The organism is Klebsiella sp. 141161, assembly GCF_050600815.1.
GTDB classification, from domain to species: domain Bacteria; phylum Pseudomonadota; class Gammaproteobacteria; order Enterobacterales; family Enterobacteriaceae; genus Klebsiella; species Klebsiella aerogenes.
Map to the genome: position 1 here is coordinate 578,751 of NZ_JAQIRN010000002.1, position 14,386 is coordinate 593,136.

Here is a 14,386-nt window from a genome sequence, read left to right on the forward strand (position 1 = left end):
AGGAAAATAATAATGGATACGCAAATCGACAAACAGGCTGTGCCCTCCGGGCAGGCCGCTGATGATGTTAATCCGAATACGCTGCACAATCCCGCTCGCGAAATGGCTAAACCGAAAAGCAACTATCGCTGGGTCATCTGTTCCATGCTGGTGTTTGCCACGACGGTTAACTATATGGATCGCCAGATCCTCGGCTTGCTGGCGCCGATGCTGCAAAAAGATATCGGCTGGACGCAAATGGAATATAGCTGGCTGGTTAATGCATTTACCGTCGCGTATGGCGTCGGCACGCTGGTATGCGGGCGAATTATCGACAAACTGGGGACCAAAATCAGCTATGCGGCGGCGATGGTCGTCTGGAGCGTCGCGGCGATGGCGCATGCCGTCGTCGGGTCGGTAGCGGGATTCGCGCTGGTTCGCGTCCTGCTTGGGCTAGGTGAATCCGCTAACTTCCCGGCGGCGATGAAGGTGATTGCCGAGTGGCATCCTAAAAAGGAACGCACGCTGGCGACCGGCATTCTTGGCGTCGCGGTCAATATCGGCGTGGTTATCTCACCTGCGCTGATCCCCCTTATCGCAGTGCATTACGGCTGGCACGGCGCGTTCTTAATTCTCGGCGCCATTGGCTTACTGTGGCTGATTCCCTGGTTCATTGCCTTTGGTCCGGTGAAAGCGAAGGCCAGCGCCGAAGAGCAGGCCTGGATTGCTCAGGATAAAGAAGAAGCCGTCAGCGTTTCGGCCATTAAATGGACACATCTGCTGGGCTATCGCCAACTGTGGGCCGTGGCATTAGGCAAAATGTTGACCGACCCAATCTGGTGGTTCTTTCTCTTCTGGCTACCGAAGTGGCTCAACGAATCCCGCGGTATCAACATGGAAGGCCTGGGTCTACCGCTGATCGTTATTTATCTCTTCGCCATCGTCGGCAGCCTCGGCGCAGGCTGGTTACCCGGCAAATTGATGAGTAAAGGCTTTAGCACCGCCAGCGCACGTAAAATCACGATGCTGATCTGCGCCTGCCTGGTCCTGCCGATTTTCGCCGCCACCCAGGTCGAAAATCTGTGGGCCGCCGTCGCGCTGGTCGGGTTAGCTGCGGCGGCGCACCAGGGGTGGTCTGCCAATATTCTGACCTCGGTATCCGATCTGTTCCCGAGCGCAGCCGTCGGTTCGGTCGTAGGGATTGGCAGTACCTTCGGGATGATCGGCAGCGTAATCTTCTCAACGGTGATTGGCGCCGTGCTTGAAGCCTCTGGTAACTATTGGGCGCTGTTCGCCATCAGCTCTGTGGCTTATCTGCTGGCATGGGCGATTATGTATTTACTGTTAGTGCCGAAGATGGAACGGGCTAAATTCGACTAACCCGTTCCCTTTGCCGGTGGCGCGTATCAGGCGATACGGGCCACCGATTGACGTTCGACGATGGCGCACGCCAGCTCAACACGCCTTGGAATTTCGACACTACCCGCAATCATATCCTGCAGCAGCTCCAGCGCCAGCGTGCCGATTTCGTGTACCGGAAGGTGAACGGTAGTCAACGGCGGTGTGGCAAACTCCGCCTGCGGCAGGTTATTCATACCCACCACCGAGATATCTTCCGGCACGCGCAGTCCTAAGGCCCGCACGCCGTTGATCGCGCCGATCGCCAGCGAATCATTGGCGCACAGTATCGCCGTACACTCGCGCGGAGTATCACGGAAACGCGCGATCACCGCCTGCTCCGCCAGCTCCGGCAGCCAGTCGGTAACCGTCAGAATCCGCGAATCGTCGCACAACAGCTGGCGAGCGCGCATCGCTTCCCGCCAACCATCCTCACGCTGTTCAATGGTTCGCCTGCCTGGGTGGGTTAAAAAAAGAATGTCGCGGTGGCCGCGCTCGAGCAAATATTCACAGGCCATGCGCGTGGCCGAACGGTTACAGGGCAGCACGCTGGACAAGCGCATTAACGGATCGTCGGTATTCACCAATACCGCCGGTTTTTTCAGGTTCGCCACCGTATTCAGAAAGCCGCTGTCGTCCACCGTCAGCGCCAGCACGCCACCTACGTCCGCTTCTTCCAGCAGCGCCTGCAGAGCGCCGTTGTCATTATCGCTGAGCTGATGAGTAATGAGATCAACGCCCAGCACCTTCGCTCGCTCTTTTAACCCTTGCAGAACGTACCAGCTAAACTGATAGCGGTTGTAATCCAGCATCGCCACTTGTGAAATAGCCAGCACAATCCGCGCGCCGCCCAGCTCCTGAGCCGGCGTATATCGCATGGCCCGCGCCACTTCCTGAATACGCGTGCGCAGTTCGTGGCTGACCCCTTTTTCGCCCGATAGCGCCCGCGACACGGTACTGAGCGAGGTACGACAACGGGTAGCGATATCCTCCAGCCGCACGCGGCGATAGCCAGCATCGCGATCTGCCTGATTATCTGATTTACTCATCTCTCATCCTTTCTGACACCGCGCGCTACTCGGCGTAAAAATGAAAATCGCCGCGACTGGCGAATAATATGCAGTACTCAGTGTAGCCATTGACGCTGCCCAAACGACTTAGCGCACCACGGCACGATAAGCCATTTTTTACCCGGCATCGATTCAGAATGGCGAATTTGTGATCGTCAGCCGCACTATCCTGCCATTGCTACCGCTCACTCGCTAATCCTGTAACAGCATGAAGATTTTGATATCGATGATTATATTTTTATTCAATTAGGGTGTGGATTATTCTGTTGTTTAAAAATTTGCCATCATATTTATAAATATAATATTTATATTACCAGCCCTAAAGATTATCGAAACACCCGATGCTCTATATTCAGCCTCCTTCACTTATAGCGCTTCCCACATATAAAACCAGTGGGTGGCATCCCGACAAACGGTGCGGAACATCGCAGCGGAGACCAGCTGATAGCGGCGGTCCTGAGATTTCGCTGGTGTATAAGCGCACACGTAGCGCCCGCTATTGGCGTCGGGCAGCCCCTCTTTAACCGACATCCAGGGGAGAATCAGTTGCTCCGGCGGAACGCCCGCCGAGATGGTATCGATCACTTCATGCGCCAGCGCCCGGGCGTCGCGGCTATAGGGGCCAACTACAACCTGTTCACAGTGTCTGAGTAAATGTTCCATTAATTATCGCTTCCTTTTTTGAGTCTCTATTTTCCCTTAATTATTGCAAAGATATCATTGGAAATAACTATTATTTAATAGGGTTTAATGGTGCTTATTTACTTAAAAATAAATTTTTAATACGAAACTATAATGACTCGCATTTATATCTTATTGATATAAAAAAGCCATTATCCGCTATCTCCGTATCAACATAGCTGAATAATGGCTAATTTCCACAATAACGTCTTATGCGCAATTGGCCGTGAACTCTACCGGCAAGTCGCCATAAAACCAGCTATCGTCCTGTTGGGTGAGATCGACGCGGATAGTCTTCTTCTCGCCAAACAGAAACTGCTTCACCAGTACCTTACGGGTAAAAACGCCGCCGACGTTAATACGCACGCCGTTGTGCTCAACCTTCTTAACCCGAATGGTTCTGGTGGAATAATCTATTTGAATATCAACATGTTCTCCGTGACGAGCAATAAAAGCCGCGATCCTGACATGCCCCCCATTTTTGGAGAAAGAGATAAACGGCTGACTCTTTCTACCGCGCCTTCCCTTTTCTATATTAATGAAGTTGTTTACGTCAGAGCGCGCTGCACCATTGAACACAAAGAAGCCTCCCTTCTCAGCAAAATCGTATCCCTTAAAACGAAAAAACAATGGTTTATTTCACTAGCAGGATGAATTTATAACAGAATAATTGACTGCATTTTAATTTGACATCAAAACAAAATCAAACGCATCACGGCGTATTCTAGCGCAAGAATCTACTGATTTGCGCAAGATTAAGAGAAATGTCCTGGCCGTCATGCCGCGCCGTTTCTGGCTTTGAGGACCAATCGCAGATTGTTCAGTATGCAAGCGTAATGAAAGGTAAAGCCGCTCCTGAGCAAGAAGTCAGGGGATATGGCTCCATCGCTAATGATCGGCAAGCGAGGCGGCGGCCTCGATTGCCGCTTGATTCAAATAACCGTCGGTTAATTTTGCCCCCGGCGCTTAAACTGCCCGGCGTCGATGTCGTACTGCTTCATCTTGCGCCACAGTGTGGTACGGCCAATATTCAGCAACTGCGACATCTCCTGTACCCGGCCGCTGGTGACTCGCGCCGCCTGGATAATCGCCTCTTTCTCGATGGCGCTGAAAGACAGGCTTGATGGTAGTAATGAGGACGCCGTTTCGCTGCCCGGCCGGGTAGAGAAGAGATGCTCGGGGAGATTGCTTAAGCGGATATGACCGTTATCGCTACTCATCGCGATATTCTCAATAATGCTATTAAGCTCAAAATCGTTGCCTGGCCACGGGTAGGCCACCAGTTGCGCCAGCGCGTCGTCATCCACCTTCAGGCGCGATGAAAAGCGTTTTTCCAGCCGACGCAGACGGCTATGCACTAACGAAGGAATACTGCCGCGCCGCGCCCGCAGCGGCGGAATGACTATTTCAAATGAATGTAGCGCATAGTAAAGCTGGCGGCTAAAGCGGTTCTGCTCCACCAGGTTGGCGAGGTCGACGGTGGTGGTGGCGATCACTTTCACATCCACCGGAATCAGCCGCCGGGCATCAAGACGCGTCAGCACGCCCTGTTTTATCACCTGCAGCAGCGCTGACTGCAGCTCGGGGGCCAGATACTCTATTTTTTCCAGGAACAGCGTGCCGCCGTTGGCCAGCTCAAGGCGGCTGAGGCGGCCATTTTCATCGTCGGTTGGCGCGCTGCCCATAAAATCCTGGCCCAGTACGCTGTCGGCGTACAGCTGGCAGTTAACCGAAATATATGGGCCCGGCGCCCGCTCGCTTTCGTTATGGATCGCCTGGCTCAGTAATTCTTTACCCACCCCTTCCTCGCCGCACAGCAGCACCGGGAAAGCGCCGCGCGCCGCCTGGCGGCCAAAGTGGATCAGCCTGCGGGTTTCCGGGTCATCCGCCGACATCTGTTCGAAGGTATGGCTCACTTTGCCCAATTGGCTGGTCATTAATTGACGCATCTGCTCCACCGGGTGGAGCAGTAAAATGAAGCTATTGCCCTGCTCCTCCACGATAGGCTTCAGGGTGATCACCGCGTCGATAAACTGATGCTGGCTCTCGAAGGTCACTTCCACATGATTAAGGCCGCGGGCCTGTTTAATCGCACGGCGCAGCAACGCCGGCAGGGTCAGCAGCTCATTGATATTTCGCCCCTGGCTGGCCTGGGTATCGAGATGGAGCAGCGTGGCCGCCTGCACGTTGAGAAACTGCAGCACTCCCTGCTCGTTCCACGCCATCACCCCGTCGTCCATACTTTCCAGCAGGCCGTACATTTGATTAAGGTGGCGGTTAGATTCCGCCAGCAGGCTGTCGGTAAGCAGCGAGTTACCCACTTCGCGGGCGATGGCCAACGTCAGCGACAGATCCGCCGGGGCCCACTCTTCGCGCAGACAGCATAGCGAAATTGATCCAAACAGACGGCCATGGTTATCGAACACCGGCGTCGAACTGAACGACCAGCGCCGCAGCGCCTGCTTAAAGTGCTCGTCCCCCGCGGTGTTGACCGGCTGTCCGAGCATCGAAGCCAACGACAGCGCGCAGGTGCCGATAATGCTCTCCGCGCAGTAGCTGCCGTCGCGAAATCCCAGCTCCGCCAGTTGTTCCAGGGTCTGAGGATTGCCACAGCGGCTCAGAATACAGGCCGACTCATCAAGGATGAACAGCGCGCAGGGGCGGTTGGCCATAAACTCCCACGCATCTTCCAGCGCTGCCTGGCCGATGGTAAGCAGCGCGGTTTTGCGACGGCAGATCGATTCAAAGGTCAGCCCCTGCGCCTGATGCGGCGCCTGCCAGGTTTCACGCTGCATAAATTTGCTGCAGCGATGCCACGACTGGCTGATAACGGCTGAAACTTCATTTTCCGCACCCTGAGTCTGAGCTGTCATATCCCTTTTCCGCTGGAGTTAACACAGTTAAAACGACAAAACCCTCCGGCAGCGGCTGCCGGAGGGAGGAGTTGATGCCGCAATGCGCCGCGGCATAGAACCTTGTGAAAGACTTAACGCGCCAGCCACTGCTGCCCAAGCAGGTCCGCGGTAAGGATGGCGGCGTAGACGCTATCCGCGGTGACCGGGAACGGCATATTGTGGATGGTTTCGCCTTCCGCGCAGGTGGCTTTCGCGACCGCGTGGATTTTGCTTTCGATACCCTCTTTCACGCCCATCTGCGCAAGGGTGATCGGCAGGCCGACTTTTTCACAGAAGCCCATCACGGTTTCGATCTCTTCCAGCGGGCTGTTTTGTAGTACCAGCTGCGCCAGGGTGCCGAAGGCGACTTTTTCGCCGTGATACAAATGGTGGCACTCTTCAAGAATGGTGAAACCGTTGTGAATCGCGTGCGCGCCGGCCAGGCCGCTGCTCTCAAAGCCGATACCGCTCAGATAGGTGTTGGCTTCGACAATGCGCTCCAGCGCATCGGTCACCACTCCAGCCTGAGCCGCCAGACGTGCTTTTTCACCTTCCGCCAGCAGCGTATCATAGCACAGGCGCGCCAGGCTCAAGGCCGCCGCCGTGGACTGCCCGCCCGCCATGCTGGTGGCTCGCGCATCGAAGCAGGCCTTGGCTTCAAACCAGGTGGAGAGCGCATCGCCCATCCCGGCCACCAGCAAGCGTACCGGCGCTTTGGCGATAATCGCCGTGTCCATCACCACCATATCCGGGTTTTTCGGGTAGATCAGATACTCTTCAAACTCGCCCGCCTCGGTGTAGATAACCGACAGCGCGCTGGTCGGCGCATCGGTTGAGGCAATTGTCGGGATCACCACCACCGGCAGCTTCTGGTAATAGCCGATAGCCTTCGCGGTATCGAGGGTTTTCCCGCCGCCGATACCCACCACGCCGCGGCAGCCGTGCTGCTTAAGAATGGCGATCAGACGGTTGATTTCCGCATGGCTGCACTCGCCGTTAAACCGTTCCGCATGGCAGCTAATATTGTGGCTATGCAGGCCGTTCAATACTTTGTCGCCCGCCAGCTTCATCACGAAGTCATCGGCGATAACAAAAAAGCTGTCGGCCAGGTTTTTAGCGTATTCGCCAAACAGCATGGCGGCATCAGGTCCCTGGAGATATTTGGCTGGAGATTGAATAACTTTTAGCATTCCTTTCACCCTCAAATAAGTGCGTATGTTGACACGTGAGCCCAGGCCGTCATGCCGCGGCGCCTGATATCAATGGCGCTTACAGCCACGCTGCCGGAGCGATGCAACCACTGTAGGGCGAGCCACGGCGAAAAAAATTTTTCCCTTTTTTGTTCTCTTCTGAAACAGATAAAAAAATAATACGTTTCATATTGAAACGTCATTACTGAGAAAGCGATCGGATTGCGATCGCGATCGGCTCATTTTGGCTAAAAGCCGCTATCGTCCCTCCTCTTTAACGCACAAAATCGGCTCAACGCGGCGTAATGGCGAAAAAAATCATCATTGTCCCCGCTCTGATAGCAGAAAAAAACGGACAAATTATTAGCGCTGGCTCGCATTTCTGGTGTTTATCGGTGAATAACGTTCCATAAAGGAACAAAAATCATTTTCTACGTTCCGTTATGGAACCAATTTTGACGGCATTTTATTTTGCGCCCGCTCAGCCAGAATCACTACATCGCCGGGCTACCCTTATAGACAGGCGACCTCCCCCTACCCTACGGAGCATAAACAATGAAAAAACTGATTAACCGTGTGGAAGATGTACTGAGTGAACAGCTTATCGGCCTGGCGAAGGCGCATCCTGAACTGACGCTGCACCAGGACCCGGTCTATGTCACCCGCGCCGATGCGCCGGTCGCCGGCAAAGTGGCGCTGCTCTCCGGCGGTGGCAGCGGACACGAACCGATGCACTGCGGCTACATCGGCCAGGGCATGCTTTCCGGCGCCTGCCCGGGGGAAATTTTCACCTCGCCGACGCCGGACAAAATGTTCGAATGCGCGATGCAGATTGACGGCGGCGAAGGCGTCCTGCTGATTATCAAAAACTATACCGGCGACATCCTGAATTTTGAGACCGCTACCGAGCTGCTGCACGAAAGCGGCGTTAAGGTCACCACCGTCGTGGTGGATGACGACGTGGCGGTAAAAGATAGTCTCTACACCGCCGGACGCCGCGGCGTCGCCAATACCGTGCTGATTGAAAAACTGGTCGGCGCCGCCGCCGAACGCGGCGACTCGCTGGAAGTCTGCGCTGAACTGGGCCGCCGTTTAAATAACCTTGGCCACTCGATTGGCATCGCGCTGGGCGCCTGCACCGTACCGGCCGCCGGACAGCCCTCCTTTACCCTGAAAGACGATGAGATGGAGTTCGGCGTCGGCATCCATGGCGAGCCAGGTATCGACCGCCGCCGCTTCAGCTCGCTCGACCAAACCGTCGATGAAATGTTCGATACCCTGCTGGAAAACGGCGCATACAGCCGCACGCTGCGCCAGTGGGATAACGTCAAGGGAGCGTGGCAGGAAGTGAAACAGAGCAAAACCGCGCTGCAAAACGGCGATCGGGTTATCGCGCTGGTCAATAACCTCGGCGCCACCCCGCTTTCCGAACTATACGGCGTTTACAACCGCCTCGCCCAGCGCTGCGAAGCCTCCGGCATTGTGATTGAACGCAACCTCATCGGCAGCTACTGCACCTCGCTGGATATGGCGGGTTTCTCCATCACCCTGCTGAAAGCGGATGATGACACGCTGGCGTTATGGGACGCCCCGGTCCATACCCCGGCGCTGAACTGGGGAAAATAAGGAGCACGACATGTCACTGAACAGAACGCAAATCGTCGACTGGCTGTACCGCTGCGGCGACATTTTCACCAAACAGAGCGATTTTCTCACCGGCCTTGATAAAGAGATCGGTGATGCCGACCACGGCCTCAATATGCACCGCGGCTTCAGCAAAGTGGTCGAAAAGCTGCCGTCGATCGCCGATAAAGACATCGGTTTTATTCTCAAGAATACCGGGATGACGCTGCTTTCCAACGTCGGCGGCGCCAGCGGTCCGCTGTTCGGCACCTTCTTTATCCGCGCCGCCCAGGTCACCCAGGCGCATCAAAGCCTGACCCTCGACGAACTTTATCAGATGATCCGCGAAGGCGCGGACGGCGTCGTCAACCGTGGTAAAGCGGAGCCGGGCGATAAGACGATGTGCGACGTCTGGCTGCCGGTAGTGGAATCCCTGCGTCATTCCAGCGAGCAGCATTTGTCTATCCCTGCCGCGCTGGATGCCGCCTGTGAAGTGGCCGAGCGCGCCGCCCACGCCACCATCACCATGCAGGCGCGTAAAGGCCGCGCCAGCTATCTCGGCGAGCGCAGCATCGGGCATCAGGATCCCGGCGCGACCTCGGTGCTGTTTATGGTTCAGATGCTGGCTGCCGCCGCCAAAGAGTAAGGAAATCGCGATGGTAAACCTGGTTATTGTTTCTCATAGCGCCCGGCTGGGCGAAGGTGTCGGAGAACTGGCCCGGCAGATGTTAATGAACGATGGCTGTAAGCTGGCGATCGCCGCCGGGATCGACGATCCCGACAGCCCCATCGGCACCGATCCGATTAAAGTCATGGAGGCGATCGAGTCCGTCGCCGACACCGACCATGTACTGGTGATGATGGATATCGGCAGCGCCCTGCTCAGCGCCGAAACCGCCCTCGATCTACTCGATCCGGCGATTGCGGCAAAAGTGCGGCTGTGCGCCGCGCCGCTGGTCGAAGGGACACTGGCGGCCACCGTCAGCGCCGCCTCCGGCGCCGGAATCGACAAAGTTATCGCCGATGCCATGAACGCCCTGGAAGCCAAGCGGGTTCAGCTGGGTTTACCTTCGCACACGCCTGACGCCGCCGCCCCAACGTTTGCTGACGACGGCGACGCTAAATCGGTTTCAGTCATTATTAACAATCACAACGGCCTGCACGTGCGTCCGGCATCAAAGCTGGTCGCCGCACTGGCGGGTTTTAACGCCGACCTGGTACTGGAGAAAAACGGCAAATGCGTTACCCCGGACAGTCTGAATCAAATCGCTCTGCTGCAGGTGCGCCGCCACGATAAGCTGCGCCTGCTGGCTCGTGGTCCGGACGCCGATGCCGCGCTGGCGGCGTTTCAGGCGCTGGCCGCCGATAACTTCGGCGAGTCGCCGGAGGCGCAACCGACAGCGGAACCCGCCATACCTGCGCGTGTTGAAGGCGCGGCGCTGCTTTATCCGCTGGCGCCGATCCAACCGGCGCTCCCCACCGCCGCCGACATCGCCCGCGAGCAGCAGCGCCTGCGCCAGGCGATCGACCAGACGCTGGTCGATCTCAATGCTCTCACCGAGCTGGCGGAACACAAATTTAACGCCGATATCGCGGCGATCTTCGCCGGCCATCACACCTTGCTCGACGATGAAGATCTGTTTGATGCCGCCAACGATCGCCTGCTCACCGAACAGTGCTCGGCGGAATGGGCGTGGCATCAGGTGCTGATGGAGCTCAGCCAACAGTATCGCCAGCTGGATGACGCCTACCTGCAGGCGCGCTATATCGATATCGAAGATATTCTGCAGCGCACGCTACGCCATCTGCAGGGTATTAAGGAAATACTGCCAACTCCCAGTGAGCCGACGATTATTATCGCCGACAATATTTATCCCTCGACCGTACTCCAACTGGATGCCAGCAAGATCACCGGCCTGTGCCTGCGCGACGGCAGCGAACAGGCCCACGGCGCGATTATCGCCCGCGCGGCGGGGATCGCCTGGCTATGCCAGCAGGGCGAAGCGCTGAATGATATTGAGCCTGGCGAAGCCATCGCGCTCGATATGCGTCAGCAACGTCTTATTCGTCGCTAAATCCACTTTGACCATTACCCCTCCGGAGGCCCGCCTCCGGAGGGTGAGTTTTCGCTTACTGATCAGGAACCACTATGTCTCAATTCTTTTTTAACCAGCGCGCCAGCCTCGTTAACGACGTGATCGAGGGAACCATTATTGCCAGCCCGTGGAACAACCTCGCCAGGCTGGAGAGCGACCCGGCGATCCGCGTGGTGGTGCGCCGCGATCTGAATAAAAACAACGTGGCGGTGATTTCCGGCGGCGGCTCCGGCCATGAACCGGCGCACGTCGGCTTTATTGGTAAAGGCATGCTGACCGCCGCGGTCTGCGGCGATCTGTTCGCCTCGCCGAGCGTCGACGCGGTACTCACCGCGATTCAGGCGGTGACCGGCGAGGCGGGCTGTCTGCTGATCGTTAAAAACTACACCGGCGATCGGCTTAACTTCGGCCTCGCGGCGGAGAAAGCGCGCCGTCTTGGCTATAACGTAGAGATGCTGATCGTCGGCGACGATATTTCGCTGCCGGATAACAAACAGCCGCGCGGCATCGCCGGGACCATTCTGGTGCATAAAGTGGCGGGCTATTTCGCCGAGCGCGGCTTCAACCTCGCCACCGTCCTGCGTGAAGCGCAATATGCCGCCAACCATACCGCCAGCATCGGGGTGGCGCTGGCCAGCTGTCACCTGCCGCAGGAAGCGGAAAGCGCGCCGCGCCATCAGCCCGGCCACGCCGAGCTGGGGATGGGCATCCACGGCGAACCGGGAGCTTCGACGATCGCGACCCATAACAGCGCGGAAATCATGCAGATTATGGTAGAGAAGCTGACCGCCGCCCTACCTGAAACCGGCCGCCTGGCGGTGATGCTCAATAATCTCGGCGGCGTGTCGGTGGCCGAGATGGCGATTCTGACCCGCGAGCTGGCCAATACCCCACTCCATGCGCGCATTGACTGGTTGATTGGTCCGGCTTCGCTGGTAACGGCGCTGGATATGAAAGGCTTTTCGCTGACCACTATCGTGCTGGAAGAGAGCATTGAAAAGGCGCTGCTGTCGGATGTCGAAACCGCCAGTTGGCAGAAGCCGGTGCAGCCGCGGGCCGTTAATATCATGCCGTCCGCGCTCGCCAGCGCACGCGTCGCCTTTACGCCATCGGCCAACCCGCAGGTGGGCGATTACGTGGCGCAGGTGACCAGCACGCTCTCCGGCCTCGAAACCCATCTCAACGCGCTGGACGCCAAAGTGGGCGACGGCGATACCGGCTCCACCTTCGCCGCCGGCGCGCGCGAGATTGCCGCTCTGCTGCAACGCCAGCAACTGCCGCTCAATGATTTACCCACGCTGTTCGCGCTAATCGGCGAACGCCTGACGGTGGTAATGGGCGGCTCCAGCGGCGTATTGATGTCGATTTTCTTCACCGCCGCCGGGCAGAAGCTGGAGCAAGGCGCCAGCGTGGCCGAAGCGCTGAATGCGGGTCTGGGGCAGATGAAATTTTACGGCGGCGCCGATGAGGGCGACCGGACGATGATTGATGCTCTACAGCCGGCGCTGGCGGCGCTGCTGGCCGAACCGGATAATCTGCAGGCCGCTTTCGCCGCGGCGCAGGCCGGCGCGGATCGCACCTGCCAGTCGAGCAAAGCCGGCGCCGGACGCGCCTCCTATCTCAATAGCGAGAGCCTGCTCGGCAATATGGACCCCGGCGCCCACGCGGTGGCGATGGTGTTTAAGGCGCTGGCGGAACGCTAAGCCTCACCCGGTGGCGCTGCGCTTACCGGGGCGACATAACACCATTGAAAGGTAGCCCGGAGAAGGCGCAACGCGCCGCCATCCGGGTTTACCACACTGCCGATTATTTGCTATGCCAGTACGCCTGCGAACGCACCAGTTGCTGATCGATACTCGGCTCCTCAAAGCGCGCCAGCAGTGATTTCACCACTCCGCCTTCTCCGGTCAGCCAGATAAAATAATCGTCTGACGGCACCTTAACCTGTGCCAGACGCTCGGCAACGAACCCCGGGTTGTGGCCCACCACCCATTCGATATTAAAGCCGTCGAGATCCGCCAGATAATCTTTATACGAAGCATCCGCGACGGTGACGATGGCCGTCACCTGCGGCGTCACCGGCAGCTGACGTAATCCCAGCAGGCGACGGCGCAGCGCCGGCATGCCCGACTCGTCACAGACATAAAGCTGCCAGGCGTAATCTTCCGGCACCACCAGCGAACCGCGCGGCCCGCCGATCACCAGCTTATCGCCGACGTTGGCTTCCAGCGCCCAGCGGCTGGCAATACCGCCATCGTGGATATAAAAATCGTAAGCCAGCTCATGGTGTTCGGCATCGTACAGCGGCGTGTAGTCGCGGGTCGCCGGGCGCACGCCCTCGCCCCAGTTAATGCCTTCGTCGGTCACTTCCGGCGGCGTGAATACGCTGCCCGCCTGCGGGAAAAACAGTTTGGTGTGGTCGTCAAAACCTTGTGAAACAAAGCCATCCAGCGCCTCGCCCCCCAGCACGATCCGCTGGAACGCCTGGCCGATACGCTCAACGCGCAGCACGGTTAATTCGCGAAAACGTAGTTCGTTACGCACGCGCTGCGGATATTTTACTTGATTAATTGTGGTCATCCGTCGTCGCCTTGGTGAAGGGTAAATAGATATATCTAAACTCAGTGCAAATGATAATGATTGCCATTAATAAAAATGGCAAGTTTTTTTTGATATAAAGCGAGAGAAAGTCACAATAAAGCAAAAATCAAAAACAAATTCATTTAAATCAATTAATTAAAAATAAAATATTGTCTTTTATTATTTTTTAGATATAAATTAGATATATCAAAAAGACAGGAGGTATCGATGCGACATCATCACGAAGAGGGCCACGGCGAACAGGGCCGTCGCGGCGGCGGACGCCGCCAGCGTTTCTTTGGCCACGGCGAATTGCGCCTGGTGATCCTCGATATCCTTTCGCGCAACGCCAGCCACGGCTATGAGCTGATTAAAGAGATTGAGGCGCTGACGCAGGGCAATTACAGCCCCAGCCCCGGCGTTATCTATCCGACGCTCGACCTGCTGCAGGATCAGGGATTGATTAGCGTAGAAGAGGAAAATGGGCGTAAAAAAATCGCTATCACCGAAGAGGGACGCCGCCTGTGCGCCGAAAGCGGCGCACAGTTAAGCCAAATTCAGACGCGCCTGCAGGAACGCATGGTCGGCTGCGAATTGCGCAAAAATCCGCAGATGAAACGCGCGCTGGAAAACTTTAAAGCGGTGCTGGACCTGAAGGTCAACCAGCAGAGCATCAGCGACGCGCAGTTGAAACAGATTATCGGCGTGATTGACCGCGCGGCGATGGAAATTTCCCAGCTCGATTAACCTCTCGCACCACAATAGTTCCCAGGCTGCTCCATCACGCGGCAGCCTGCACCACCCCAATTCATACCGCTTCACACCCCAACGGCAGTTTATCTTGCGGCCTCAGGAATAAAACGTGCCAATAATTA

Annotated in this window: 13 protein-coding genes; 7 read left to right on the top strand and 6 right to left on the bottom strand. The window is 56.8% G+C overall.

The annotated features are described in order from the left end of the window. Nucleotides 1-12: 12 nt before the first annotated feature. On the top strand, nt 13-1,359 hold the full coding sequence (locus tag PGR79_RS07345; RefSeq protein WP_113373089.1) for an MFS transporter: 1,347 nt from the start codon (nt 13-15) through the stop codon (nt 1,357-1,359). A 26-nt stretch (nt 1,360-1,385) separates the two neighbouring features. On the opposite strand, the gene PGR79_RS07350 is transcribed toward PGR79_RS07345, so the two are convergent. The 3 genes from PGR79_RS07350 to PGR79_RS07360 all read right to left on the bottom strand — a co-directional run bounded on the left by PGR79_RS07350 (nt 1,386) and on the right by PGR79_RS07360 (nt 3,494). Next, a complete protein-coding gene (locus PGR79_RS07350; protein WP_430916848.1) occupies nt 1,386-2,426 on the bottom strand; it encodes a LacI family DNA-binding transcriptional regulator in 1,041 nt (346 codons plus the stop codon). Between the two features lie 387 nt (nt 2,427-2,813). Next, nucleotides 2,814-3,110 (bottom strand): hypothetical protein, encoded by a 297-nt coding sequence (locus PGR79_RS07355; RefSeq protein WP_087859854.1) that lies wholly within the window; start codon nt 3,108-3,110, stop codon nt 2,814-2,816. 228 nt (nt 3,111-3,338) lie between these two features. After that, nucleotides 3,339-3,494, bottom strand: coding sequence for a hypothetical protein (locus tag PGR79_RS07360; protein ID WP_430921365.1), 156 nt, complete (start codon nt 3,492-3,494; stop codon nt 3,339-3,341). 51 nt (nt 3,495-3,545) lie between these two features. Here PGR79_RS07360 and PGR79_RS07365 point away from each other — a divergent pair, with 51 nt between their 5' ends. After that, nucleotides 3,546-3,782 carry a hypothetical protein gene (locus PGR79_RS07365; protein ID WP_430921367.1) on the top strand — a complete coding sequence of 79 codons (237 nt, stop codon included), beginning with the start codon at nt 3,546-3,548 and terminating at the stop codon, nt 3,780-3,782. 293 nt (nt 3,783-4,075) lie between these two features. Here the strand turns inward: PGR79_RS07365 and dhaR are convergent, their stop codons facing one another. Together dhaR and PGR79_RS07375 are read right to left on the bottom strand one after the other, a co-directional pair. Next, complete coding sequence (gene dhaR / locus PGR79_RS07370; protein WP_411325540.1) at nt 4,076-6,001, bottom strand: dihydroxyacetone kinase operon transcriptional regulator DhaR; 1,926 nt, start codon at nt 5,999-6,001, stop codon at nt 4,076-4,078. Between the two features lie 113 nt (nt 6,002-6,114). Then, the gene (locus PGR79_RS07375; RefSeq protein ID WP_007372182.1) at nt 6,115-7,212 is read right to left on the bottom strand and encodes a glycerol dehydrogenase; all 1,098 of its coding nucleotides are present in this window, start codon (nt 7,210-7,212) and stop codon (nt 6,115-6,117) included. Between the two features lie 555 nt (nt 7,213-7,767). On the opposite strand from PGR79_RS07375, the gene dhaK reads away from it, so the two are divergent. The 4 genes from dhaK (at nt 7,768) to PGR79_RS07395 (ending at nt 12,634) form a co-directional block, all read left to right on the top strand. Beyond that, nucleotides 7,768-8,838, top strand: a complete 1,071-nt coding sequence (gene dhaK, locus PGR79_RS07380) for a dihydroxyacetone kinase subunit DhaK (RefSeq protein ID WP_430921369.1) — start codon at nt 7,768-7,770, stop codon at nt 8,836-8,838. A gap of 10 nt (nt 8,839-8,848) precedes the next feature. Beyond that, nucleotides 8,849-9,481, top strand: a complete 633-nt coding sequence (gene dhaL, locus PGR79_RS07385; protein WP_007372179.1) for a dihydroxyacetone kinase subunit DhaL — start codon at nt 8,849-8,851, stop codon at nt 9,479-9,481. Between the two features lie 10 nt (nt 9,482-9,491). Next, complete coding sequence (gene dhaM / locus PGR79_RS07390) at nt 9,492-10,910, top strand: dihydroxyacetone kinase phosphoryl donor subunit DhaM (protein WP_430921371.1); 1,419 nt, start codon at nt 9,492-9,494, stop codon at nt 10,908-10,910. Nucleotides 10,911-10,984: 74 nt separating this feature from the next. Further along, nucleotides 10,985-12,634: a glycerone kinase gene (locus PGR79_RS07395; RefSeq protein WP_430921373.1), complete on the top strand. Its 1,650-nt coding sequence runs from the start codon at nt 10,985-10,987 to the stop codon at nt 12,632-12,634. 103 nt (nt 12,635-12,737) lie between these two features. Here PGR79_RS07395 and PGR79_RS07400 read toward each other — a convergent pair whose 3' ends face one another. Further along, a complete protein-coding gene (locus PGR79_RS07400; protein ID WP_430921375.1) occupies nt 12,738-13,511 on the bottom strand; it encodes a siderophore-interacting protein in 774 nt (257 codons plus the stop codon). A 228-nt stretch (nt 13,512-13,739) separates the two neighbouring features. Between PGR79_RS07400 and PGR79_RS07405 the strand changes: the two genes are divergently transcribed. After that, nucleotides 13,740-14,258, top strand: coding sequence for a PadR family transcriptional regulator (locus PGR79_RS07405; RefSeq protein ID WP_087859873.1), 519 nt, complete (start codon nt 13,740-13,742; stop codon nt 14,256-14,258). The last annotated feature ends 128 nt before the right edge of the window (nt 14,259-14,386 follow it).